The sequence below is a fragment of the Saccharibacillus sp. WB 17 genome, from assembly GCF_008634075.2.
In the GTDB taxonomy this organism is placed as follows: Bacteria; Bacillota; Bacilli; order Paenibacillales; family Paenibacillaceae; genus Saccharibacillus; species Saccharibacillus brassicae.
The window spans coordinates 86,780-111,702 of sequence record NZ_VPFK02000024.1 but is presented as its reverse complement, the minus strand read 5'-3'; the positions used below and the strand labels follow the sequence as shown (position 1 = coordinate 111,702).

At 59.2% G+C, this 24,923-nt stretch carries 18 protein-coding genes and 1 pseudogene; all 19 read left to right on the top strand.

Annotation, left to right across the window (positions count from 1 at the left end):
* Positions 1–270 precede the first annotated feature (270 nt).
* The 19 genes and pseudogenes from FTE24_RS13155 (at position 271) to FTE24_RS13065 (ending at position 24,911) form a co-directional block, all read left to right on the top strand.
* Positions 271–2,034, top strand: coding sequence for a DAK2 domain-containing protein (locus FTE24_RS13155; protein ID WP_150230017.1), 1,764 nt, complete (start codon positions 271–273; stop codon positions 2,032–2,034).
* A gap of 71 nt (positions 2,035–2,105) precedes the next feature.
* On the top strand, positions 2,106–2,969 hold the full coding sequence (locus FTE24_RS13150; RefSeq protein ID WP_150230015.1) for a DegV family protein: 864 nt from the start codon (positions 2,106–2,108) through the stop codon (positions 2,967–2,969).
* Positions 2,970–2,980: 11 nt separating this feature from the next.
* Positions 2,981–5,032, top strand: a complete 2,052-nt coding sequence (gene recG, locus FTE24_RS13145; RefSeq protein WP_150230013.1) for an ATP-dependent DNA helicase RecG — start codon at positions 2,981–2,983, stop codon at positions 5,030–5,032.
* Positions 5,033–5,197: 165 nt separating this feature from the next.
* Positions 5,198–6,871 (top strand): sensor histidine kinase, encoded by a 1,674-nt coding sequence (locus FTE24_RS13140; protein WP_150230010.1) that lies wholly within the window; start codon positions 5,198–5,200, stop codon positions 6,869–6,871.
* A gap of 26 nt (positions 6,872–6,897) precedes the next feature.
* Positions 6,898–7,722, top strand: a complete 825-nt coding sequence (locus FTE24_RS13135; RefSeq protein ID WP_150230725.1) for a LytR/AlgR family response regulator transcription factor — start codon at positions 6,898–6,900, stop codon at positions 7,720–7,722.
* A 256-nt stretch (positions 7,723–7,978) separates the two neighbouring features.
* Positions 7,979–9,078 (top strand): annotated as a pseudogene (locus FTE24_RS13130) (OFA family MFS transporter).
* Between the two features lie 266 nt (positions 9,079–9,344).
* On the top strand, positions 9,345–9,944 hold the full coding sequence (locus FTE24_RS13125; protein ID WP_150230005.1) for an RNA polymerase sigma factor: 600 nt from the start codon (positions 9,345–9,347) through the stop codon (positions 9,942–9,944).
* Positions 9,892–10,716 (top strand): hypothetical protein, encoded by an 825-nt coding sequence (locus FTE24_RS13120; RefSeq protein WP_160441758.1) that lies wholly within the window; start codon positions 9,892–9,894, stop codon positions 10,714–10,716. The genes FTE24_RS13125 and FTE24_RS13120 overlap by 53 nt, the downstream gene beginning before the upstream one ends.
* 68 nt (positions 10,717–10,784) lie before the next feature.
* Positions 10,785–11,681, top strand: a complete 897-nt coding sequence (locus FTE24_RS13115) for an ATP-binding cassette domain-containing protein (RefSeq protein ID WP_150230000.1) — start codon at positions 10,785–10,787, stop codon at positions 11,679–11,681.
* Positions 11,588–12,868 (top strand): hypothetical protein, encoded by a 1,281-nt coding sequence (locus FTE24_RS13110; protein WP_150229998.1) that lies wholly within the window; start codon positions 11,588–11,590, stop codon positions 12,866–12,868. The genes FTE24_RS13115 and FTE24_RS13110 overlap by 94 nt, the downstream gene beginning before the upstream one ends.
* A gap of 710 nt (positions 12,869–13,578) precedes the next feature.
* Entirely contained in the window at positions 13,579–14,916 is a 1,338-nt protein-coding gene (locus tag FTE24_RS13105; protein WP_150229995.1) for a slipin family protein, read from the top strand.
* 289 nt (positions 14,917–15,205) lie between these two features.
* Entirely contained in the window at positions 15,206–15,583 is a 378-nt protein-coding gene (locus FTE24_RS13100) for a GntR family transcriptional regulator (RefSeq protein ID WP_150229992.1), read from the top strand.
* Positions 15,580–16,458, top strand: a complete 879-nt coding sequence (locus FTE24_RS13095) for an ATP-binding cassette domain-containing protein (RefSeq protein ID WP_150229989.1) — start codon at positions 15,580–15,582, stop codon at positions 16,456–16,458. The genes FTE24_RS13100 and FTE24_RS13095 overlap by 4 nt, the downstream gene beginning before the upstream one ends.
* Complete coding sequence (locus tag FTE24_RS13090; protein ID WP_150229986.1) at positions 16,451–17,230, top strand: hypothetical protein; 780 nt, start codon at positions 16,451–16,453, stop codon at positions 17,228–17,230. The genes FTE24_RS13095 and FTE24_RS13090 overlap by 8 nt, the downstream gene beginning before the upstream one ends.
* 228 nt (positions 17,231–17,458) lie before the next feature.
* Positions 17,459–19,435 (top strand): methyl-accepting chemotaxis protein, encoded by a 1,977-nt coding sequence (locus tag FTE24_RS13085; RefSeq protein ID WP_160441757.1) that lies wholly within the window; start codon positions 17,459–17,461, stop codon positions 19,433–19,435.
* A gap of 221 nt (positions 19,436–19,656) precedes the next feature.
* Positions 19,657–20,739, top strand: coding sequence for a suppressor of fused domain protein (locus FTE24_RS13080; RefSeq protein ID WP_150229981.1), 1,083 nt, complete (start codon positions 19,657–19,659; stop codon positions 20,737–20,739).
* A 404-nt stretch (positions 20,740–21,143) separates the two neighbouring features.
* Entirely contained in the window at positions 21,144–21,890 is a 747-nt protein-coding gene (locus tag FTE24_RS13075; RefSeq protein WP_141446096.1) for a DeoR/GlpR family DNA-binding transcription regulator, read from the top strand.
* A 3-nt stretch (positions 21,891–21,893) separates the two neighbouring features.
* Positions 21,894–22,805 (top strand): 1-phosphofructokinase, encoded by a 912-nt coding sequence (gene pfkB / locus FTE24_RS13070; RefSeq protein ID WP_150229979.1) that lies wholly within the window; start codon positions 21,894–21,896, stop codon positions 22,803–22,805.
* 120 nt (positions 22,806–22,925) lie between these two features.
* Positions 22,926–24,911, top strand: coding sequence for a PTS fructose transporter subunit IIABC (locus tag FTE24_RS13065; RefSeq protein ID WP_150229976.1), 1,986 nt, complete (start codon positions 22,926–22,928; stop codon positions 24,909–24,911).
* The last annotated feature ends 12 nt before the right edge of the window (positions 24,912–24,923 follow it).

Here is a 24,923-nt window from a genome sequence, read left to right as displayed (position 1 = left end):
TCAAAATTTTGCCCGGATTTTGCAAGAGGCTCATGGGGATGTGACCGCAAGCCCAGTTCATCCGTATAAGGCAGGAGCGGACCGCGCAATCGGCCGCCAAAGTCCCGTATGGGTCGCGGGGGACGGAAACCCGGTTTCCGGCGTGCGCCTGACCGGCAGAGCGGCAGGCGTGCGCAGAGCGAGCAGCATACGGGCTTAACATCCAAATAGAGCGGACGCTTCGGTTTGCGGCGTTTGCGTATCCAGCAGGTGTGGGAAGGGGAATTTTCATTGAGCAGGCGTTCGATTAACGGAACTGATTTTACAGGCATGGTATTGGCCGGGGCGGAGAGGCTTTCCCGTCAGGCGGAACATGTCAATGCGCTGAACGTATTCCCGGTGCCGGACGGCGACACGGGCACAAACATGAATTTGACGATGACGGCGGGCGTGACCGAGCTGCGGGAACGTTCTTCCGCATCGCTCGGCCAGTCGGCCACGGTGTTGTCAAAAGGACTGCTGATGGGAGCGCGCGGCAATTCGGGCGTCATCTTGTCGCAGCTGTTCCGCGGCTTCGGCCGGTACGCGGCTTCGCATCCCGAGTTGAACGCGATCCAATTTGCGGCCGCGCTTCAGGTCGGGGTCGATACCGCTTACAAAGCGGTCGTCAAGCCGGTCGAAGGCACGATCCTTACGGTTGCCCGCGAAGCGGCCAAACACGCGGCCGCTTACTCGCGCCGGACGACGGACGTCGTCGAGCTGATGCGCGAAGTGCTGGCCAAAGCCCAATACGCGCTCGACCGCACGCCGGACCAGCTTCCGGTACTCAAGCAGGTCGGCGTGGTCGATTCGGGCGGTCAGGGCCTTGTCTACATCTATGAAGGCTTCCTCGACTACCTGGAGAACGGGTCTTCCGCGGACGCGGCCAATCCGATCGGCGCAGGCTCGCAGCAATCCGGCAAGCCGGCCGCGGCTCCGAAAGTGCCGAACGTGCAGGCTTCCGCCCAGGCGCAGCTCGAGACCGAAAATATCGAATTCCTGTACGACATGGAATTTTTCGTGAACCTCGGGCTCGGCGACGGTTCGAGAACCGCGTTCGACGAAGAAGCGTTCCGCAAAGCACTCGCCGTCAACGGCGATTCGATCATTATTATCGCCGACGAAGACATCGTCAAAGTGCATGTGCATTCCAAAACGCCGGGCGAAGTGATGACGCTTGCGCTGCGCTACGGGGAGATCACGCAGATTCATATTCTGAATATGCGCGAGCAGCACCGCGACCTGCTGAACGCCGGCATGGACGGAGCGGCGCCTCCGGAGCTGTTCGCCGACATGCCGACGCTTGAACCCGCGGCGGAAGAACAGGCCGCGCTGCCGGCCGACGAAGTGGCGCCTTACGGCTTTATCGCCGTTGCCAGCGGATCGGGCATCGAAGAAATCTTCAAAAGCCTCGGGATCGATATCGTGCTGTCCGGGGGACAAACGATGAACCCGAGCACGGAAGATTTCGTCAAAGCGATCGGACAGGTGTCCGCGCAGCATATATTCCTGCTGCCGAACAACTCCAACATCGTGCTCGCCGCCCAGCAGGCGCGCGATCTGCTCGAAGGCGAACGCCAGGTCACGGTCGTTCCGTGCAAGAGCATTCCGCAGGGCATTGCCGCGGCGCTCGCTTTCCAGGAAGACGAAGACGCGCAGGTCAACGAAGCGCAGATGAACGAGGCGATCAAGCGGGTCAAGACCGGCCAGATCACCCACGCCGTGCGCGATACGACGTTCGACGGACTGGACATCAAGGCCGGCGACTATATCGGCATCTTCAATTCGAAGATCGTCGCGACGGCCGCCGATCGCCTGACGACCAGCCGCACGCTGCTGTCGGCCATGATCGACAGCGGCGACGAAGTCGTCACCCTGCTGGCCGGGGAAGACGCTTCGCAGGAAGACACGGCCCAACTGGCCGAGTGGCTCACGTCCGAATATCCGGACGCCGAAGTGGAATTCCATACCGGCGGACAGCCGGTGTACGACTACATGTTCTCGGTGGAAGCCTGATCTTCTCCCGCTCGAACAGGCGAAAAGCCGGCCGAGGCCGGCTTTTCCCTTAACCCAAAGGACGGTGACAGATGAATCCGATTATCGTAACCGACAGCACGTCGGACATTCCCGAGAATTTGATCGAACGTCTCGGCATTCGCGTCGTGCCGCTCAAAGTCATGTTCGGCGGCGAAGCGCTGCTCGACGGCGTCGATATCCAGGCGCAGGAATTCTACCGCCGGCTTGCGGCGGCGGATAAGCTGCCGACGACTTCGCAGCCTTCGCCGGCCGACTTCACCGCCGAATATCAGCGCATTCTGGACGAGCACCCCGGCGCACCGATCGTCTCGCTCCATATTTCGACCGGCATGAGCGGCACGTTCCAATCCGCGACGCTCGGCAGGTCGATGCTGGAGAACGACGCGGCGGATATCACGCTGATCGATTCGCTGTCCGCCTCCTACGGCTTCGGCCTCATGGTGGTACGGGCCGCGGAACTTGCGCGGGCCGGCGCTTCGACCGCGGAGATTGTGGCCGAAGTGGAACGGCTCAAATCGGTCCGCAAGCTGTATTTTCTCGTCGACACGCTCGAATATTTGCAAAAAGGCGGCCGGATCGGCCGCGCGGCGGCGCTGTTTGGTACGCTGCTGAATATCAAGCCGATCTTGTCGATCGACAAAGAAGGCGTCATTTACGCCGTAGAGAAGGCCAGAGGACGCAAAAAAGCGCTGGCCCGCGTGGTCGAGCTGTTCCAGCGGGAGCTGGGCGAAGCGGGCCGGGTGGACGTGGCGATCGGGCACACCGTTCAGCCGGAATCGGCGGACGAGATTTTGGCGCTGCTGCGCCAGCATTTCGACGTCGGCGACGTCGTCTATTCCCATATCGGCTCCGTCGTCGGCACGCATGTCGGACCGGGCTGCAACGCGATCTATATCTGGCCTTCCGTCAAATAAGGGAGAACCCAATGAACAATCGCCTGGATCAAATCCCGGTAAAAGAAGTCAACGGTGTGGGCGCCCGCAAGGTGGAGGAGCTGCACGCCGTTGGCATTTTTACCGTCAAGGACCTTATCGAATATTTCCCGTTTCGTTATGAAGATTATCGGCAAAAGCCGCTCGGCGACGTCAAAGACGGAGACAAAGCGACCGTACAGGCCAAAATCGCCGGTATCCCCGTCGTGCAGCGGTTCGGCAAAAAAACGAAGCTGAGCTGCAAAATGCTGGCGGACTATTCGATGTTTACCGCCGTATGGTTTAACCGCAATTACCTCAAGGAACAGCTGGAGCCGGACCGGGAGATTATCCTGACCGGCAAATGGGACGGGCGCCGTCTGCAAATGAACGTCACGCAGTCCGAATTCCCGGACCGGGGAACGATACGCAGCGGCTCGCTTCAGCCGGTCTATTCGATCGGCGGCGACCTGACGCAGAACTCGCTGCGCAAAGCGATCGCGAGCGCGCTCGACCAATACGGCGACGCGCTCGAAGAAGTGCTGCCGCAAGAACTGGTATCCAAGTACGAACTGATGCCGCGTCCGCAGGCGATCCGCCTGCTGCACCAGCCCGGCGACCTGGCCGAAGGCCAGGAAGCGCGCAAGCGCATGGTCTACGAAGAACTGTTCCTGTTCCAGCTCAAGCTGCAGGCGTACCGTTCGCTGAACCGCGACCGGCGCGACGGCGTGCTGCATACGACGCCGAACGCGGTCATTCGCGAATTCGTGCGCAGCCTGCCGTTCGAGCTGACCGACGCGCAAAAAAACGTCGAACTGGAAATTCTCAAAGACATGCGCTCCGAAGCGTGCATGAACCGCCTGCTGCAGGGCGACGTCGGCTCGGGCAAAACGGCTGTCGCCGCGATTGCCCTGTTTACGAGCGTCCGCTCCGGCTTTCAGGGCGCGCTCATGGTGCCGACCGAGATTTTGGCCGAGCAGCATTCGCGCTCGCTGACCACAATGTTCGAACCGTTCGGCATCACGGTCGGACTGCTCACGAGCAGCGTGACCGGACGCAAACGCAAAGATCTGCTCGCCGCCCTGCAAATGGGGCTGATCGATATCCTCGTCGGCACGCACGCGCTGATTCAGGACGAGGTCAATTTCCGCTCGCTCGGCCTGGTCGTGACCGACGAGCAGCATCGCTTCGGCGTCAATCAGCGCAGCGTGCTGCGCCGCAAAGGCTATAACCCGGACGTGCTGACGATGACCGCGACGCCGATCCCGCGCACGCTCGCCATTACGGCGTTCGGCGATATGGATGTGTCGACGATTGCCGAACGTCCCAAAGGCCGGGTGCCGATCGAGACGTATTGGGTCAAGCACGAGATGATGGAGCGCGTGCTCGGCTTTATTCGCCGCGAGGTGAGCCAGGGCCGGCAGGCGTACATGATCTGCCCGCTGATCGAAGAATCCGAGAAGCTTGACGTGCAGAACGCGATCGATCTGCATACGCAGATGAGCCAGGCGCTGCCGGATTATCGGGTCGGCCTGCTGCACGGCCGGATGAACGCGGCGGAGAAAGAAGAGACGATGCGCCAATTCTATGCCGGCGAGACGCATCTGCTCGTTTCGACGACCGTCGTCGAAGTCGGCGTCGACGTGCCGAACGCTACGCTGATGGTCATCATGGACGCGGACCGTTTCGGATTGTCGCAGCTGCACCAGCTGCGCGGCCGCGTCGGCCGGGGCGAACATGCTTCGTACTGCGTGCTGATCGCCGACCCCAAGTCGGAGCTCGGCCGTCAGCGCATGGGCGTCATGACCGATACGAACGACGGCTTCGAAGTGTCGCGGCGCGACCTGGAGCTGCGGGGACCGGGTGACTTTTTCGGCACGAAGCAGAGCGGGCTGCCGGAGTTCAAAGTCGCGGACATGGTCGCCGATTTCAAAGTGCTGGAGCAGGCGCGCGACGACGCGGCGAAGCTGGTGGAAGATCCGTTCTTCTGGACGTCGCCGACGTACGAGCATCTGCGCGGCAATCTGGAGAAGGAAGAAGCGTTCCGCGGCGAGCTGATCGACTGATGGCCGATCGCGCGCCGGACGTCCGCCGCAGGCGGACCGGGGACGCTCGTCTACCGAGAGCAAGAGGAGGAGGCCGCCGGCGGGAATGCCGGCGGTTTTCTTTGTACGCCGCCCGGGGGATAGACCTCCAAAACACGACGGGCGGGGAAAGGAGGCAATCAGCCGATGGAGACTTCGCATCCGCTGTCCATTTTTTTGCAGCTGTTCGAACGCGGATCGCTGCTGCTCATGTGCCTGTTCGTGCTGACGCGTATTCCGCGCTTCAAAGCGGTGTTCCAAAAAGAAGAATACCGGCCGCAGGATCTCGTGACGGTGACGGTCATTTTCGGACTGTTCGCCATTTTCGGCACTTATATGGGCATCAGCGTGGAAGGTTCGCTCGTCAACGTGCGGATCGTGGCGATTATGTCGGGCGGTCTGCTGTTTGGTCCCTGGGTGGGGATCGTGACGGGCGTCGTATCCGGCGTGCATCGCTATGCGATCGATATCGGCGGCGTGACCGCGATTCCGTGCCTCATCACGAGCATCGTGGCCGGGGTCGTCTCGGGCCTGATCCATTTGCGCGTACCCAAGCGCAAACGCTGGTTCTACGGCATCATCGCCGGCATGCTGTGCGAGGTGCTGACGATGGCGCTGATCCTGCTGCTGGCGGAGCCGTATGCGCTGGGCGCGGACATCGTCTCCAAGATCGCCGTGCCGATGATTGTGGCGCAGGTCATGATCGGCCTGATCGTCATGCTCGTGCAGAGCGTCGAAGAAGAGAAAGAGAATGTCGCGGCCAAGCAGGCCAAGCTCGCGCTCGATATCGCCAACGAGACGCTTCCATATTTTCGCAAAGTGGACAGCGCGTCGCTGCTGCGCATCTGCGAGATCATCGAACAGAAGATCGGCGCGGACGCGGTAGCGATCACGGATACGAGCCATATTTTGGCGTATTCGGGCTTCGGGCAGGAGCACTACAATATCGGGCACGAGATCATGAGCGACGAGACGAAGGAGACGATCCGCAGCGGGAACATTACGATCCGCAACAACGACGCCGACCATCGCAACGAATGGATCAAGTCGATGATCATCATTCCTTTGCAGGAAAAAGGCGTCGTGACGGGTTCGCTCAAAATTTATTACCGCCACGCGCACCAGATTACGTATTCGCTGCGCGAATTGGCCGTCGGCTTGTCGCAGATCATCTCCACGCTGATGGAAGTGTCGCGGGTGGAGCAGATCAAAGCGATGGCGGACAAAGCCGAGATCAAGGCGCTGCAGACGAAGATCAGCCCCCATTTCCTGTTCAACGCGCTGAACGCGATCGCTTCGTCGATCCGGCTCGATCCCGACCAGGCGCGTGAGCTGATCATTAACCTGTCCGGCTATCTGCGCTACAATCTGGAGCTGAACGACGAATTGATCGACGTGCACCGCGAGCTGCAGCAGGTCAAAGACTACGTCGAGATCGAGAAAGCGCGCTTCGGCAGCCGGCTGCAGGTGGAGTACGATATCGATGACGAGACGAACGTGAAAATTCCGAGCCTGATCATCCAGCCGCTCGTCGAGAACGCGATCGTGCACGGTATTTTAAAAGAAAAAGGCAAAGGCACCGTGAGCATCCGCGTCAAAAACGAAGGCGAGCTCGTGCGGTTCGAAATCGCGGACACGGGAGCCGGCATCGACGAGTCGGTCATCCGGCATATCCAAAGCGGCAGTATGCCGTCCAACAAAATCGGCTTGTCGAACGTGCACGAGCGGCTCAAGCTGATCTACGGACACGGCGTCGATATTCGCAGAGCCGCCAAAGGCACGATCATTACTTTTACAGTCAGAAAGGAGCCTCACGCATGAGCATGAATCCGCAGAACAGGCCGCCCATGCAGGGCATCATCGTCGAGGACGAATTTTTGGCGATGGAAGAACTGGATTATTTGATCGGCAAAAACAGCTCGGTCGATATCGTCGGCAAATTCGAGGACGGGATCGACGTGCTGAAGTTTTTGCAGACCCGCGACGTGGACGTCATTTTTCTCGATATCAATATTCCGTCGCTCGACGGCGTGCTGCTCGCCAAAAGTATCAGCAAGTTCGCGCACAAACCGTATATCGTGTTTACGACGGCGTACAAGGAGCATGCGGCGGAAGCGTTCGAGATCGAAGCGTTTGATTACATTCTCAAGCCGTACCACGAGCCGCGGATCGCGGCGATGCTGACCAAGCTCGAACTTACGTTTGCGGCGAAAAAAGAGCGCGAAGCCGGTCAAGCGGCATCTTCCGATCCCTCGCCGCCGCGTGCTGCCGCGCCTCCCGGCGCTTCTGCCGCAGTCGCGGGCGGGCCTGCCGCCGATAGTGCCCTCAACGGCCCGGCCGGCGACCGCCGCATCAATCTGCACAAAGACGACAAGATCATCGTAGTCGACGCGGACGATATTTATTACGCTTCGGCGCAGGAGAAAACGACGCTCGTCCACACGCGCAAAGAAGAGTACACGATGCATATGAGCATTTCCGAGTTTCAGGCGGGGCTTCCGCCGGAGCGCTTTTTCCGCTGCCATCGTTCGTACGCGGTCAATCTGTCGAAGATCCGCGAGATCGTGCCGTGGTTCAACAACACGTATCTGCTGCGCCTGCGCGACATCGACGCCGAAGTCCCGGTCAGCCGCAGCAAAATCAAAGAATTCCGGCAGCTCATGCGCCTGTAGCGGGCAGTTCCGGCTTATCCCGAGACGCTCATGACGGCTGCCGCGCATTTCATTCCGCTTTACCGGCATCTCATTCCAAAAACGCTTTCAGTATGGCCGAAAGATTTATACTAAAGCCATAAGGAAACGAAAACGAATGAGAGAAGGAATCGACATGAAAACTCTTACAGCTTCTTCTTCCCCGACTTCCGCACCGGATTCCGCGCTGCCGAAAGTCAACCGTCTGTGGATCGTGATCGGCACGATCATCGTGCAGATGGGCCTCGGCACCATCTATACGTGGAGCCTGTTCAACCAGCCGCTCGCCGACAAATTCGGCTGGGAACTGGGCAGCACGGCGATGACGTTCTCCATTACCAGCTTCGCGCTCGCGTTCGCGACGCTGTTCTCCGGCAAGCTGCAGGACAAATTCGGCATCCGCCGGCTGATCGCCGCTTCCGGCATCCTGCTCGGCGTCGGACTGATGCTCTCTTCGCAGGTTACGTCGATCGGCATGCTGTACGTCGTCGCCGGACTCGTCGTCGGGTACGCCGACGGTACGGCCTACATGACGTCGCTGTCCAACCTGATCAAATGGTTCCCGAAGCATAAAGGGCTTATGTCCGGCGTGTCGGTCGGCGCTTACGGTACCGGCAGCCTGATCTTCAAATATATCAACGGCGCCATGATCGAATCGCGCGGCGTCTCGCAGGCGTTCCTGATCTGGGGCATCATCGTGCTGACCATGGTCGTGCTCGGCTCGCTGCTCGTACGCGAAGCTTCGATGAATGCTTCGCCGGTGTCCGCGTCCGGCGTCCGCGCCAAAGATTACACCGTCAAGGAAATGCTCAAGACCAAGCAGGCCTATCTGCTGTTCGTCGTCTTCTTCACCGCCNTCTCGGCCCGCTGTCCGACAAAGTCGGCCGCCTGAGAGTCGTCTCCGGCGCACTGCTGGTCACTTTCGCGGCTGTCATGGTGCTCAGCTTCGCGACGCTGACGTATCCGCTGTTCTTCGCAAGCGTGGCGGCCATCGCCTTCTGCTTCGGCGGCAACATCACCGTGTTCCCGGCCATCGTCAGCGATTTCTTCGGCCTGAAGAATCAGGGCAAGAACTACGGCGTGATCTACCAGGGCTTCGGCCTCGGCGCCTTGTCCGCCTCGTTCATCGCGGCACTGCTCGGCGGATTCAAGCCGACGTTCCTCGTGATCGGCGCGCTGTGCGCGATCTCGTTCCTGATCGCGATGCTCGTCAAAGCGCCGAAGTCCGGCACGCCGGTCTTGGCCGAAGCCGCTTCGGAAACGGAAGCGCAAGCCAAAGAGCCGCAGGGCAAAGAAGCCAAAGGCATGCGGCTTAATCCGCAGACGAAAGGGATTTGACGCGAATCAACGACCGGATCGCTTCGCTCACCCGAAAAATCGTCCGGCAACAAACGGGCAATCTCCAATAAAGATTCATGCCGGCTTCCCCTATGAAGTGCAGGCCCACCCAAGAAACCTTTTCCGATTGCCGGAAAGGGTTTCTTTTTTTGTCGGCCTTTGCAAAAAAAAGTTTCGGCTTCCTCCGACTTTTTGCATGCAGACGACGCATATACCTATAGACGGACAAAAGGTCGGAGAGCGAAAGGAGGCGGTGTGAGCCGAATATGCCAAACGAAGCGAAATTAATCAGACGCATTCAGCGCAGCGGAGACCGTGAAGCCGCCGATGAGTTGGTGTCGCTCTACTACCGCGAGATTTATGCTTTCGTCTACCGGCAGCTGATGGATCGGGAATATGCGCTCGATCTGACGCAGGACATCTTCGTGAACCTGCTGCGCAGTATCGGTTCGTTCGAAGGCAAACGTTCGTCGCTGCGTACGTGGTTGTACCGGATCGCGACGAACCGGGTCATCGATCATTTCCGTTCGCGCATCCATCGAGACGCGAAGCTCAGCCAGCCGCTCGAAGATTTCGACCTGGCGGAAGAGGGAGACTTCACGCTGGAACTTGTTCAGCGGGAAGAAGTAAGCCGGGCGCTGGAAGTGATCCGCACTTTCGATCTTCGCACCCAGGAGATTATCCGGCTCAAACTGTTCGCGCAGCGGACTTTCGCCGAAATCGCGCAGATGCTGGAACTGCCGGATTCGACGGTCAAAACGAATTATTACGCTTCGATCCGCAGGATCAAACAACATTTTGAGGAGGAACGCCGTGAACAAGCAGGAGAGACCGCAGCCGCCGGACGACGCGCAGCGGATATATAGCGGAAACCGGTCAAACTTTGACGAACCGGTACACCTTTTGGCCGTGGACTACCCGGATGACCTGGAGATGCGGCGGCAGATTTCTGCGATCGTCGACGAGGCGCTGCCGGCTCGCCCGTCGTTTCCGGCTTACGTGGCGGACATGTACCGTCAGCTCGGCTTCCGGCATCTGTTCCGGGACCTGACGGAGATCGCTTTCGTGCTGCTGCTCGGAGTGGGCATTTTGGTGTTCATGGCGCTGTTTGCGCTGGAGAATATGAACGCGGCCGGCATTTATGCTTTTATTTTTATCGTATCGCCGCTGCTTTATTTGGCCGTATCTGTCGTTTTCTTCGCCGATTTGCAGCGCAGGGATACGTACCAGGTCGAGATGGCCTGCCGCTATAACGTGTACCAGCTCGCTTCGCTGCGTATGCTGGCGTTCGCGGGAGCCTGCCTGCTGCTGAATGTGGCGCTCGTCTGCTGGCTCGCCGCGTTCTACGGAAACATCGACCTGCTGCGCGGCCTGCTGCTGTCGGCTTCGTCCTTGTTCCTGTTCGCGACCGCCTTTTTGTACGGTATGCTGCGCGCCAGGGCGACGACGATGCGTTACGGCTTGATCGCCGCATGGCCGCTGCTGAATGCCGGATTGTGGATGGCGCAGCCGCAGCGTTATGCCGCCCTGCTGTCGGGCATGCCGATTTATGCGTATGCGGCGCTGATCGTGCTGGCGGCCTCCGTTTACGTGGGACAGACCCGGCGGCTGGTCGATTTTCGGCCGAAGCCGTCTTGAATACGTACAACAGCGACTTATAGAAGACATGCATAAAAAAACGTATAAAAGGAAGGAGCGGAGGCTGAATGTTGAGCGTACGATCCGCGGGCAAGCGGTACGGAAACGCCGTTGTCTTGCACGATCTTGATCTGGAATTTGAACATGGCGTGTACGGCCTGCTCGCTCCCAACGGAGCCGGCAAAACGACGCTGCTGAAGATGTTGGCCGGCCTGCTGCCGCCTACGCAGGGCGAGATTACGTATGCCGGAACGCCGCTTGCGGCATTGGACGAAAAGTATCGGGAAGTGCTGGGCTATTTGCCGCAAAAGTTCGGCTACTATCCCAACGATACGCCGCTGAAATACATGCAGTATCTGGCCGCGATCAAAGGCATGGAGCGCCAAAGCGCGCGGGAGCATTCCGAGCTGCTGCTGGACATGGTGGCGCTGGGCGAGGTGAAGCGGCGCAAAATGAAAACTTTTTCCGGCGGCATGATCCAGCGGGTCGGCATTGCGCAGGCGCTGCTGAACGATCCCAGCGTGCTGATTCTGGACGAACCGACAGCTGGACTCGATCCAAGAGAACGTGCGAGATTCCGCAGCCTGCTGACGCAGCTTGGGCGGGACCGGATCGTCATCTTGTCCACGCATGTCGTGTCGGACGTGGAGTCGGCGGCGAATCAAATCATTTTGCTAAAAGACGGGCAGGTGTTCGCCAAAGATACGGCGGAGGCGGTCTGTTCGCTGCTGGCGGGGCGGGTGTACGAGACGAAGGTGGAGGACGCAGAGGTCGACGCTTTTCGCGATCGCTATCCGATTCTGGCCGAACGCGGCGAACAAGGCGGCTGGCAGATGCGTTTCGCGGCGGAACCGGAGAGTGCTCTGCCGGAATGGCAGGCGGTGAAGCCGGGGCTGGAAGACGTGTTTTTGTACGTATACCGGGATCAAGCGTCGAGGAACGGCAGAGGAGGAAGATCGGGATGAAAACGGCTGTAACCTATTCTGCAAAAGGCTATGGGAGGTCGGAAATCCTCTTGGTCTGGCTGGAGTTCAAAAAATTGTTCATGCCAAAAAGGGTTGCTCTTGCGCTGCTCGTCCTACTGATCGGCGGGGTGTGGTTGTATCCGTTTCGGGTACTGTATCCGGGCGAGCGATTCAAAGACTGGGATACCGTTATTGCCGTGCAGATGGAAGCGAAGTACGGACTGCAGATCGACGAAGCGGAGTTTGAGCAGTTCAAGCAGTCGCTCATCCCGAAGATGGCGGAAGCGGACGCGTATATCCGTTCAACGCCCGCTTTTGCCCGGGTCAATCTGGACCGTTACGATCGTTATGTGAAAAGGTCCGGGATGACAAACGGCGGAACGCTTCCGTTAGATCGAATCATTGACGCCGGACCGGCCAGAGATCTGTTCGCGGAACTGCAAGCGTCGCTGCATTGGATCGCATATTACGAAAATAGGACGATAAATACGTTTGGCCTGAACGAAGCCGGGAAAAAACGGGCAGCAGATATCCAAAGCCGTGATTGGGTATCGGTACTGCCTCCAAACTTTATAAATGGTTATAATTCCATGAATCTTCTAAACCGGCTTGCGCTCACCGCCATGCTGCTGACTTCGCTGCTCGTTATGCCTATTCATATCGGAGACCGCCGGGCCGGGTTGGGTGAAATACAGGCGACGTCAAGAGCCGGGACAAAGGGAGTGTTTCGTCTCAAAACGGCTGCCGCGCTGTTGACCGGAACGTGGGTTGCAGCCGTTCTGCTGGTCGTTCTGATGCTTGCCTATCGATTTAGCGGGATGTGGAGTCTGATGGGAGCGGATATCAACGGATTGGGTCGCATTTTCTGGTCCGACCTAAGCTTTATGCAATATATCGGCGTCACGTATGCGGCCGTGCTCATGCTTTGCTGGCTTGCGGCGCTGTTGACCGTATTTTTCTCTTCGATCGCTCCTAATTACTTTGTGCTGGCCGGAGTTGTCGCTTTGACGTTGATCTTGTTTTTCGAAAGCGATTATCTGCTGAATCCGATGCTTAACCATATTCTTAGTATGGGACTAGGCCGCTACCCGTTCCAGACTTTCACGGAGTTAAGCGTGCTGCTGCTGGCTGCGGCGGGGCTGACGTATATCGCGCGCAAACGGGAGATGAGGAGGGAGCGATGGTAAGCGATACGCATGACAGGGATGGAATTTTATAAAGGGAAAAGGGAGCGGCCCGATCGGGGCTGCTCTCTTTTGCTTTTCGCCGATGTACGTTGGCCGAGCCATTCGACTGTTCTTTGTATGATTTCATCCGGCAACTTATTCAGTCGCCATAGTTCCGCCAAGGCGCGAACAATATCAGGCAACTTATTCAGTCGCCATAGTTCCGCCCTGTTCCCCGCCCCGCGAATAGGCGACAATGGCTTCAGATCCCAAACAGGGATTCGCGAACGCCTTCCCCGTAAGGCCGGGACTTCGATAGTCCGGCGGTGCCGGGCGCGCTGCGCCTCGGTATGCCGGAAGAAGCGTTCGCAGAGGCGGACGCGATTATTTGGGGTTCGACTCCCCACCTGCTTAGGCGCAAGCTCTTGGTAGAGCACTCCACGTTTAATGGAGCTACAACAAATGATGATCTTTGGGGAAGGAAGTTCCGGCGGGCCGCCTACTGGGGGCCCGGCGCCCGAACGCGCTTTGCAGCTCCGGCGGATTCCGCCGGCCGAAGCTGCGGCGAGCAAGCGAAGAACGACGGAGAGGGGGGCGGTCCGAAGTCGGGACCGGCGCTGCCCGGCCGCTCGATTCCCGCTTGCCGCGCGCAGCCGAAGCCGGCTCAAGCCGGGCTCCGCGCATACGGTCGTGCGAACTTCCGCCGCAAAGATTCCAAGGAGGAACCATCCATGAATTCAAATTCAAATCAGTCGAATATACACGCACCGCACGGCCGCAAAATTCCGGGGATGCCCGGTCCGAACGTTCGTCCGGGAGAAGCGAAAAAAGAATCGGTCTTCCTGCCCGGCGTGCTCGAACTCGGTGCGGGTCTGCGTACCGTCGAAGTCCAAGACGGGGAGCGCGCGCTGCTGTTTGAACATACCCGCTACGTCCGTCTGCTGATGCCGGGCCGGCACCGCTTTTGGAGCTGGACGGACCGCACCCGCAAAGTGGTCTTCAAAAGCGTAGCCGAGCCGTTCGAACATCATCCTACAGACAGTTCGGTGACCGGCTGGCTTACCGCCAACGGTGTTCCGGACATGGACGTGCGTCTGTACGCGGCAGATTCCGAGCTGATGCGGCAGCTGAGCACGGTCGAAGTCGGCGACGGCGAGTACGTGCTGCATCTGGAGAACGGGCGCTTCAAAAGCCTGCTGTCGACCGGACGTTACGCCTACTGGAACGAATCGCGCGAGCATACCTTTATTCGTGTCGACCTTCGGACGCCGGAGATCGGGCCGGAGATCGGACGGGCGATTCTGGAAAAGATCGGGCCAAGCGCGGTGCAGACGGTCGAGGTGGGAAGTCACGAGACCGGCCTGCTGTATTTCGATAACAAGCTGCAGCGGCAGCTGGCGCCGGGACGAAGCTTTTTCTGGAACGGCTCGGCGTCCGTCACGGTCAAGAAGTTCGATCTGCGCAGGCAGCAGCTCGATATGACGGGCCAGGAGATTCTGACGGAAGACAAAGTGTCGCTGCGCCTGAACTTCGTCTGCCAGTACCGGATCGTTGATCCGCTGCGGGCGGCGGAGATCAAAAATTTCGAAGACCAGGTGTACGTCCAGCTGCAGCTGCTGCTGCGCGAATACGTCGGCACGCTCAAACTGGACGATCTGCTGCGCATGAAGCAGGAGATCGGCGACTTCGTGCTGGGCCGGCTCAAAGCAAGCGGTGCCGATTACGGCGTAGAATTCCTCGCGGCCGGACTCAAAGACGTCATTCTGCCGGGCGAGATCCGCGCCATTCTCAATACGGTGCTGCTGGCGGAGAAAAAAGCGCAGGCCAACATGATCACCCGGCGCGAAGAGACGGCTTCGACCCGCAGCCTGCTGAACACGGCCAAGCTGATGGACGAGAACGCGACGCTGTACCGGCTCAAAGAGCTGGAGTTCGTGGAGAAAATCTGCGAAAAGATCGGGACGATCTCGCTCAGCGGCGGAAGCAGTCTGCTGGAGCAGATGAACGGCGTGCTCGGCCTGCGGCAGGGAGAAGAACGCCGGTACGTCGGCGGGGCCTCTACCGAATAAGATCGGGAATAGGCTCGCGAAAAAGAGTGAGCACAGACACGCAAATAGCACTGTGGACAAGAAGATACGTCCGCAAGCCGCGCTATCGCCGACCCGAAAGCCTGCGCCCCCGCGCAGGCTTTTTTTGCGCTGTGCTTGACGTTCCGCCTCACGCCCCGCCGCTTCGTCTCTCTTTTTTCAGGCATCTTATGAATCGCCGTTCCGATCTTTTTTTTAAAATAGCGTTGACAAAAAAGCAAACCACCTTTATGGTTAGTTACATGACTAACAAACCAGAGGGGTGGTTGCGATGCCGATTCCATTCGACGAGAGCCGACCTATTTTTCAGCAAATTGCAGAACGAGTCGAAGACGACATTCTAAACGACACCTATGCCGAAGAAGACCAGATCATCTCGACGACCCAATTTTCGCGGATGTTCCAGATCAACCCCGCCACCGTCGTCAAAGGGTTTGCGCTGTTGGTGAACGAAGACATCATTTACAAAAAAAGAGGGCTGGGCATGTACGTGGCCGCCGGAGCGAAGGAGAAAATCATGGGCAAACGCCGCGAACGGTTCTATAGCGATCTGGTGGTCAGACTGTTGGAGGAAGCGGAGAAGCTGGGCTTGACGACGGAAGACGTGATTGCAATGATCAAACGGGAGAAAAGGGGAGAACGCGCATGAATTCGGTTCTTGAAGTCAAACAGTTAAGCAAAGCGTACGGACGCACGGAGGCGGTCAGCAGTCTGAGCCTGGACTTGTCCGAACAGACGATCTACGGCCTGTTGGGGCGCAACGGAGCGGGCAAAACGACCCTGCTCAACATGGTGACCGGAGGCATCTTCCCGGACGGCGGCGAAGTGGTCGTGCACGGACGGACGCTGCGCAAAGGGGAAGTGCCGCCGAATACATGCTACGTCCGCGAGAAAAACTTTTACCCGAACGGAGCCCGCGTTCGCGACGTGCTGCATATGGCGTCGGCGTTCCATCCGAACTGGGACAAAGAGCTGGCCGGGCGGCTGCTCGGCACGTTCAAGCTGAATCCGAGCCAAAAGATGCGTCAGCTGTCCCGCGGGATGGAAGCGATGGTCGGCAACGTGATCGGACTGGCCAGCCGGGCGCCGCTGACGATCTTCGACGAGCCGGTGCTGGGACTGGACGTGCTCATGCGCGAAAAGTTCTACCGGACGCTGCTTGAAGATTACGCGGAGCATCCGCGCACCGTGCTGCTCTCGACGCATCTGATCGACGAGATCGCGACGGTGGTCGAGCAGGTGTTCATCATGGAGAACGGCAGCATTCTGATGCGCGAAGACGTGGAACGTATCCGCGAACGCGCCCATACGGTCAGCGGCAGCGGGGCGGCCCTGCAAGCGTTCGTCGAAGGACGCCGCGTTATTCACACCGAGAGCTACGGCCATGTCGGCGTCGCGATCGTGTACGGAGAGCTGGCCGAGAACGAACGCCGGGAAGCGGAGAGCCGCGGACTTGTGATCGACGGCTTGCCGCTGCAGAAATTTTTCGCTTATTTGATCGAGGAGGGACAAGCCGATGCATAAAATGGGAGCGCAGCTGCGCGTATCGCTGCTTCGTATGAAGCTTGCGATCTGGATCGTCGTGGCCGTCATCGTCGTCTCGACGATCGCCAACTTTACCGTCAACGCGGCGCTGCAGGGCGATCCGCAGCGGGACGCGCAGGAAGTGTCGGAAGCGCTCGACGAAGTGCGGGCCGTAACCGGAGAGGATTCGCTGCAGATCGAAGTGCCGGAAGAAATCGAGAACGTCAACGTGTCCGCAGGCAACCTGCTGCTGATCCTGCTGCCGATGCTCGCTATCATCCTGCCGCTGCGCACGTTCCGGACGATGATGAACTTCGGCGATTCGCGCAAGCGGTACTTTGCCGGCCTGCTGCTCGTGTACGCCGTGTCCGCGCTGGGGCTTGCGCTGTGCAACAGCCTGTGGTGGCCGCTCGAGCAGAACGTGATCCGCGATTACAGCCAGACCTACAACCTGATCGAGGTGTTCGGCTGGGACGGATTCGGCGCCGTCGGCATCTTCCTGTACCAGGCCGCGTTCTACTTTTTCGTCCTGACGCTGTTCAACCTGCTGTTCTCGGGCGTGAAATCGCCGGTCTCGTGGGTCTTGTGGGCGGTGCTGATCGCGGCGATTCCGATCGGCACGTCGATTGCTTCGCTGCGCGTGCACGTGGCCGATTTCTTCCTCGCGCTGCTGTTCAACGATCACCTTGCGGCCGGTGTCGGCCTCAATCTGCTGCTGAGCGTCGTGTTTATCGCGGGCGCGTGGTTATTCACGCGGCATCGGACTTTTTGACCCCGGATTCGAACGCCGCCGCTCTACAGCTTCTATAGAAACGTTTTCGACGTGCAAAAGCTTTTGCTTTTGCACTTTTTCTTTTGAAAACTCCTTTTTATGCTAAATTTTGTGCTTATTATGTCGATAAAGATCGAAACAAGTCACAGCTTCGCCGCTCAATCATCACGATACTTCAGAAGCCGTACGGCAGGCTTGAACGATTGGCATAATGAGGAGGGCTTTAAGATGAACCTGAAAATGAAATTGGCAGCGCTGCTCGTCGTCGTGACGGTCTTGGGAACCGGAAGTATCAGTTTGGGCGCTTTGAGCAGCATGAGAAGCGAAGCGGAACAATCGGTAAGCGATAACCTCAAAAATACGGCGCTCAAAACGACCGAACAGATTGGCGGCTGGGTCGGCAAAAACGCCAAAGTGGTCGAAACGACGGCGCTGAACCTTCAAGCCACTGTGCCTCTGAATCAAATCCGGGAAAAGCATCTTGGAGTGTTCAAGACCGAATCGAATAAAAACAACATCGGCGACATTTATCTTGGGCTCGAAGACGGGACGATGATCGACGGTACCGGATGGCTGGCGCCGGAAGGCTACGACGTCAAGGTTCGTCCGTGGTACACGGAAGCCAAAGCGGCGAACGCGCTGAACTTCAGCAATCCGTACCACGACATGGCGAGCGATCAATACGCGGTCTCGATCGGTTATCCGCTGCGCGATTCCGCCGGCAACTTCGCGGGCGTGCTCGCCGGCGATATGCGCCTGACAACGCTGACCGACACGATCAAGAATATCAAGATCGACGGCGGTTTCGCGTTCCTGACCGACAAAACGGGCGTCGTGCTGGCCCATCCGGACGCGGACGCGATCAACAAGCCGCTCAAGGAATCCGCGGACTATGCCGCGATCGCCCCGCAGCTGCTCGAAGGCGAATCGGGCAGCCTCGAATATACGTACAAAGGCGAACCGCAGCTGCTCTACTACCAAAAAGTCCAGGACACGGATTGGGTCGTGGCGGCTTCGGTCTCGAAAAGCTACGCGTTTGCCGATTACGTGCAGATGCGTAACCTGTTCATCGTCGGCATCGCGGCGTTGATCATTGTCTTGACGATCGTGGCCGTCATCGCCGCTTCAAGGCTGATCAAACCGCTGATCCTGCTCCAAAAAAGCGCGCAGCGCATGTCCGAAGGCGATCTGACCGTGACGGTCGACGTCAAAGGAAACGATGAGATCGGCAAGCTCGGCGGCGCCTTTAACGAGATGTCGGCCAGCCTGCGCGAACTGATCCATGCCGCGGCCGGTTCGGCCGAAGGCGTGGAGAACTCCGCCAAGTACATGAACGGACAAGCCGAAGGCGCCAAGCATATCTCCGACCAAATCGCCGTCGTGATCGAAGAATTGGCGCGCGGCGCGACGGACCAGGCTTCGTCGATCCAATCCGGCGTCGAGCAGCTCGGCGATATGAACGCTTCGATCGAAGCGATCGCCAGCAGCGCGGGCCGTGCGTCTGCCGGAGCCGACGACGTGACCGACGCGATGAGAGGCGGTCTTCAGGCCGTCGCTTCGCAGGCCGACCTGACCGAGGCGAGCCGCAGCTCGGCGGGACGGGTAGAAGAAGCAAACCGCCGCCTCGGCGATCAGACGATCAAGATCGGCGAAGCCGTCAGCTTGATCCACACCGTGGCCAAGCAGACGAACCTGCTGGCGCTGAATGCCGCGATCGAAGCGGCCCGGGCAGGCGAGCACGGCAAAGGCTTCAGCGTCGTAGCCGACGAAGTGCGCAAGCTCGCCGAGCAGGCGCGGGCTTCCGCCGCGGATATCGACACGCTGCTGGCCGGCGTGCAGGAAGCCGGACGCCAGAGCATCGGCGAGATCCAGGAATTCCAGGCGATGGTCGACAAGCAGATCGAAGCCGCCGCTTCGACCCGCGGAGCGTTCGACGTTATCCGCGGTTCGGTCGACGGTATCACGAGCCGGATTCGCGAAGTGTCCGGGGCGTCCGACGAACTGAAACGCAGTTCCGACCAGGTATCCGCCATCATGACGGATATTGCAGCCGTGGCCGAGCAGAGCGCGGCCAGCACCGAGCAGGCCGCTTCCTCGACGCAGGAGCAGGCCCAGGCGATCTCCAGCATCTCGGACCTGTCCGGCGAAGTGTCGGTCAGCGCGGACGAACTGCGCGCCCGAATCGCCAAATTCAAAACGCAGTAACGCGAAAGCCTGCGATTCCGCGTCCGCGCGCTGTAGGCCCGATTACGCGCAGCACGTGCACAATTACACGCATCCAAAAGCCGGTTGTCCCCTGCGGGGACAGCCGGCTTTTGCGCTTCGCATTTTCAAACAGATCCCTATTCGGGTAAAGGACAATGAGGAAAGCAAGCCATAGCCGCGCGGCCTACGCCGTGCGGAATCAGGCGGGAGGAGTGGACAACATGAACGAAGACGAACAGCGGGACGCGGGAGGGGAACAGACGGAATCGCCGGGCTGGGACGCGATCAACGGCGCGCTGAGCGGCATCTATCCGGATGTGGAGCCGTTTCATTACGGAACGATGATTGCCTACCGGCTGGGAGGGCCGGACCCGCTGGACGGAGTGAGCGTCTACAAGCGTGAAGAACCGGTCCCGCATTGGCATTACGTCACGTACGGGTTCACGGAGCTGCATGAAAAAGAGTCCAAAACGACGCAGGTCAGCGGATTCGGCTTCGAACTGACGCTGCGGCTGGCGCGCGAAGGCGAAGACCAGCCGCCTGTCTGGGCGATCAATTTCCTGCAAAATCTGGCCCGCTACGTGTTCAGCAGCGGACACGGATTCCAGCCGGGCCATCATCTGGACGCCAACGGGCCGATCGAAGCGGATCGCGAGACGCCGATCACGGCCGTCGCGTTCGTCGAAGACCCAGAACTGGGCCCCGTGCGTTCGCCGTTCGGCGAATTCCGGTTCGTTCAGGTGATCGGCATAACCGCGGACGAACTGGACCTGATCAAAGTGTGGAATGTGCGCAGCTTTCTGGAGCTGGCGCGCACGCGGCTGCCGCTGTACGTGACGGATATGACCCGTGCTTCCCTGCTGCAAGACGACGAGCTGAGAGCAGCCGCCGAACTCGGCGTGCGCACCGAAGGGTCGAGCACCGGCCATCTGTATTTCGAGAGCCTGGTGTGGGAAGAACAGAGAAACCTGCTAAAAGGCAATTCGTACGTGCTGCAGCTCGGAGCCAATCAGGCCGAGTCGCTGGCGCGCATCCTGACGGGCAGGCTCATGCATGACCGAAGCCTGACGCTGATCGGATCGGATACGGAAGTGATGATGATCCCCGATCTTCAGAACCGGATCGCCGAAGTGCAGGATGGGCTGCATCTGTATCTAAATGCCGACGCGGTCGCGGAACTGTCCCATCGCCTCGTGGCGCAGGAAGGACAATTCCGGCTGGAGACGATGAAGACGTTGACGATTCGTATCGTCAAAACGCTGCTGCGCGATCCCGACGGCAACGTCGTGGACACGATCGGCTGACAGCCCTTCCCGCACCGTGACAAGATCGTTTCGGGCCGCACCATTATCCTTCATCGTGCCGGTATCGCCGCGCAGGAAGCTTCGATCGACCGAGCCGCGTCACCCGCATCCGGCGGACGACGCGGCTTTTTGGCGTGCCCGATAAAAAAGGGAAAAAATGGACCTTGCAAAGCTAATCTCTCAAAACCGTTCAACCGATAGTAGAGGCATAACGATGAACGAATGAGGCGGAACAGGAAAAATACGGTCAGCCCTAGGAAGCGTTACCATCATTTGTGCATCGGCAAAGGGCGGCGGAAAGGACATGCAATCAAACACTGAACTTTTTTGAACGTTTTTGAATAAAAATGATTGTTATTTGACGAAACGTACGTTACAATGAATGGCAGATGGAGGAATCGAACATGCTGACCGAAGAAAGATACCGTATCATACTACAGCGCTTACAAGTGTCCGGAATCGTCAAGCTTCAAGAACTCGTCGAGCTGCTCGGTACGTCCGAGTCCACGGTGCGGCGGGATCTGATCGACCTGGAGTCGCAGCATCTGCTCAAGCGCGTGCACGGCGGGGCTTCCCTGCTGCACAGGCGGAGCGAAGAACCCGGCATGGAAGAGAAAACCTTCAAAAACGTTCAACAGAAGAATGCGGTCGGCCGCGCGGCGGCGATGCAGCTTCGGGACGGAGAATGTATTTATATTGATGCGGGCACGACGACGCTGGCCATGATCCCTTTTATCGAAGCGCAGGACATTACGGTTGTAACCAACGGCCTGTCGCACGTCGAAGCGCTGGTAAGCAAAAATATTCGCGCCTACCTGCTCGGCGGCATGATGAAGAGTCATACCAAAGCCGTCATCGGCAGCATCGCCCTTCAGAACATGGACAATTTCAGGTTCGACAAAGCTTTTATCGGCACGAACGGCGTCAATGCCGAATTCGGCTTCACGACGCCGGACCCCGAAGAAGCGCTGATCAAACGGCGCGCCCGCCAACTGTCGGAACGCTCGTACGTCCTGGCCGACGCCAGCAAGTTCGGCGAAGTGGCGTTTGCCAAACTGTTCGATCTCAAGGAAGCGACCATCATCACCGACTCCATTCCGGAACGGTGGAGAAAATCGATTCTTGAGAAAACCAAAATAATCGAGGGATAACTCATGATTTATACCGTAACGCTCAATCCTTCCATCGATTACATCGTGGAAGTGGAAGATCTGCAGCTGGACGCCCTGAACCGCATGAAGCGCGACCTGAAGCTCCCCGGGGGCAAAGGGATCAACGTCTCGCGTATCCTGAGCCGGCTCGATGTCCCGAATACGGCACTCGGCTTCGTCGGCGGATTTACCGGCGGATTTATCGAAGAAGTGCTGAAGTCGGAGTCGATCGTGACCGATTTCGTGAACGTGCAGGGCGATACGCGGATCAATATCAAGCTCAAGCACGGTCAGGAGACCGAGATTAACGGACAGGGACCGGTCATCGGCAGCGAAGAAGCCGATCAACTGGTCGATCAGCTCGGCAAGCTGACTCCGGCAGACATCGTCGTGCTGTCCGGCAGCGTGCCGCCTTCGCTCGGAGGCGCTTTCTACGATCGGTTGATCCGCGTCATCGGCGAACGCGGAGCGCGCTTCGTGATCGACACGACCGGCGACGCGCTGCTCAAGGCGCTGCCTTACGGGCCGCTGCTCGTCAAGCCCAACCACCACGAATTGGCCGAACTGTTCGGCGTCGAGATTCAAGGCCGCGACGACCTGATCACTTACGGACGCAAGCTGCTTGGGATGGGCGCGCAGAACGTGCTGATCTCCATGGCCGGCGACGGCGCCCTGCTGGTGACGGCAGAGCGGGTGTATCACGCGAACGTGCCGAGAGGCGAAGTGAAAAACTCCGTCGGCGCAGGCGATTCAATGATCGCGGGCTTCGTCGGAACGTTCTCGCAGACCGGCGATCCGCTGTCCGCACTGCGGACCGGCACCGCTTCCGGCAGCGCGACCGCTTTCTCGGACGATCTGGCCGAACGCTCGAAGATCGAGTCGCTGCTTCCGCAGGTGCAAGTCAACCCCTTGTAACGGATCATCCGATAGATCGGTTTGGAACGAGAACGAACGCAGCGAATCTAGTGAACGCAAATCGTGCATGAACGGCGCGCACACCGCGTGCCGACAACCCCCCCAGAGGAGTGGAAACGAATGAGAATTACGGATCTGATGATCGAACCGGTCATGATCATGGACCTGCGGTCCGCCACGAAAGAAGCCGTGATCGACGAATTGATCGCGTCCCTGAACGCAAGCGGCCGCATCAACGACGTCTCGGCGTTCAAACAGGCGATCCTTGCCCGCGAAGCGCAGTCCAGCACAGGCATCGGCGAAGGCATCGCGATGCCGCACGCCAAGACGAGCGCGGTCAACCAGCCGACGATCGTGTTCGGCAAAAGCACGCGGGGCGTCAACTACGAATCGCTTGACGACCAGCCGGCTTACTTCTTCTTCATGATCGCCGTGCCGGAAGGCGAATCGAATCTGCATTTGCAGGCGCTCAAAGTGCTGTCGCGCATGCTGCTGGACGCGGACTTCCTCGATCGCCTGCGCGCGGTCAAGACCCCGGGCGAAGTAACGGCGCTGTTCGACGCGGCGCAGACCCAATCCGAAGCTGCGGAAGCGGCCGAGAAAGCGAAAAGAGCCGAATCGGCGCGGCAATCCGATGCCGCCGTGGGCGGAAGCGCTTCCGGCATGGCCGACGTCATCGTCGGCAATCCGAGCTCCGACCAGTTCGTCGTCGCCGTAACGGCCTGCCCGACCGGCATCGCGCATACGTTCATGGCCGAAGACGCCCTGAAGAAAAAAGCGAAAGAACTCGGCATCAATATCCGCGTCGAGACGAACGGATCGGAAGGCGTCGGCAATGAACTGACGGCCGCCGAGATCGCCCGCGCAAACGGCGTCATCATCGCAGCCGACAAAAACGTGGAAATGGCCCGCTTCGACGGCAAGCCGGTGCTGCAGCGCAAAGTCAGCGACGGCATCCGCAAGCCGGAAGAACTGATCCGCAAAGCGGTCACCGGCGACGCGCCGATCTACCGGCATGAAGGCGGAGCGGCAGGGAGCTCGGATGCCGGCGGCAAAGTCAGCGTAGGCGGCAAAATCTACAAAGACCTCATGAACGGCATTTCGCACATGCTGCCGTTCGTTGTAGGCGGCGGTATCCTTATCGCCATCTCGTTCCTGTTCGAACAGTACGGCGGAGGCGGATCGGAGAACCCGATCTTCAAGCTGCTCATGGGTATCGGCGGAGGCGACGGCGCGTTCCACTTCCTGATTCCGATTCTCGCCGGCTTTATCGCGATGAGCATCGGCGACCGTCCGGCTCTCATGCCGGGTATTGTGGCCGGTTACATGGCGTCCACGTCCGGCGCCGGCTTCCTCGGCGGCCTCGCTGCCGGTTTCCTGGCCGGTTATATCGTGATCGGCCTGCGCAAGCTGTTCAGAGGTCTGCCCAAGAGCATTGACGGCCTCAAACCGATCCTGATCTATCCGGTGCTCGGCCTGCTCGCGGTCGGCCTGGTCATGTACTACATCATCGATCCGGTCTTCGGCGGATTGAACACATGGATTACGAACGTGCTGGAAAACCTCGGTACCGGCAACGCGATCCTGCTCGGCCTGCTGCTCGGCGGCATGATGGCGATCGATATGGGCGGTCCGTTCAACAAAGCGGCGTACACGTTCGCGATCGGCATCTTCACTTCGACAGGCGACGGCGCCTGGATGGCGGCGGTTATGGCCGGCGGCATGGTGCCTCCGCTCGCGATCGCGCTGGCGACGACGCTGTTCAAGAACAAGTTCACGGAAGAAGAACGCAAATCCGGCTTGACGAACTACGTGCTTGGCGCAAGCTTCATTACGGAAGGCGCGATTCCGTTCGCGGCCGCCGATCCGCTGCGCGTGCTCACTTCGTGCATTATCGGTTCCGCGATCGCGGGCGGCCTGACCCAATGGTGGGCTATCAACGTTCCGGCTCCGCACGGCGGCATCTTCGTCGCGGCGCTTGCGAACCATGCGGTACTGTTCCTGCTGACCGTCGTAATCGGCGCCGTCATCTCCGGCCTGATCCTCGGCTTCTGGAAAAAGACGCTCGCGGAACGCGCGGCAATCACGGCTCAAAAAGCGGCTTAACCGCCCACACGC

What these genes read in the sequence shown, in the direction of transcription:
- FTE24_RS13090 (WP_150229986.1), top strand. Translation starts at nt 16,451, where the DNA reads ATGCATAAAATGGGAGCGCAGCTGCGCGTATCGCTGCTTCGTATGAAG.
- FTE24_RS13150 (WP_150230015.1), top strand. Translation starts at nt 2,106, where the DNA reads ATGAATCCGATTATCGTAACCGACAGCACGTCGGACATTCCCGAGAAT.
- FTE24_RS13095 (WP_150229989.1), top strand. Translation starts at nt 15,580, where the DNA reads ATGAATTCGGTTCTTGAAGTCAAACAGTTAAGCAAAGCGTACGGACGC.
- FTE24_RS13080 (WP_150229981.1), top strand. Translation starts at nt 19,657, where the DNA reads ATGAACGAAGACGAACAGCGGGACGCGGGAGGGGAACAGACGGAATCG.
- FTE24_RS13135 (WP_150230725.1), top strand. Translation starts at nt 6,898, where the DNA reads ATGCAGGGCATCATCGTCGAGGACGAATTTTTGGCGATGGAAGAACTG.
- FTE24_RS13075 (WP_141446096.1), top strand. Translation starts at nt 21,144, where the DNA reads ATGCTGACCGAAGAAAGATACCGTATCATACTACAGCGCTTACAAGTG.
- FTE24_RS13125 (WP_150230005.1), top strand. Translation starts at nt 9,345, where the DNA reads ATGCCAAACGAAGCGAAATTAATCAGACGCATTCAGCGCAGCGGAGAC.
- FTE24_RS13110 (WP_150229998.1), top strand. Translation starts at nt 11,588, where the DNA reads ATGGCAGGCGGTGAAGCCGGGGCTGGAAGACGTGTTTTTGTACGTATA.
- FTE24_RS13085 (WP_160441757.1), top strand. Translation starts at nt 17,459, where the DNA reads ATGAACCTGAAAATGAAATTGGCAGCGCTGCTCGTCGTCGTGACGGTC.
- recG (WP_150230013.1), top strand. Translation starts at nt 2,981, where the DNA reads ATGAACAATCGCCTGGATCAAATCCCGGTAAAAGAAGTCAACGGTGTG.
- FTE24_RS13100 (WP_150229992.1), top strand. Translation starts at nt 15,206, where the DNA reads ATGCCGATTCCATTCGACGAGAGCCGACCTATTTTTCAGCAAATTGCA.
- FTE24_RS13140 (WP_150230010.1), top strand. Translation starts at nt 5,198, where the DNA reads ATGGAGACTTCGCATCCGCTGTCCATTTTTTTGCAGCTGTTCGAACGC.
- FTE24_RS13065 (WP_150229976.1), top strand. Translation starts at nt 22,926, where the DNA reads ATGAGAATTACGGATCTGATGATCGAACCGGTCATGATCATGGACCTG.
- pfkB (WP_150229979.1), top strand. Translation starts at nt 21,894, where the DNA reads ATGATTTATACCGTAACGCTCAATCCTTCCATCGATTACATCGTGGAA.
- FTE24_RS13105 (WP_150229995.1), top strand. Translation starts at nt 13,579, where the DNA reads ATGAATTCAAATTCAAATCAGTCGAATATACACGCACCGCACGGCCGC.
- FTE24_RS13115 (WP_150230000.1), top strand. Translation starts at nt 10,785, where the DNA reads ATGTTGAGCGTACGATCCGCGGGCAAGCGGTACGGAAACGCCGTTGTC.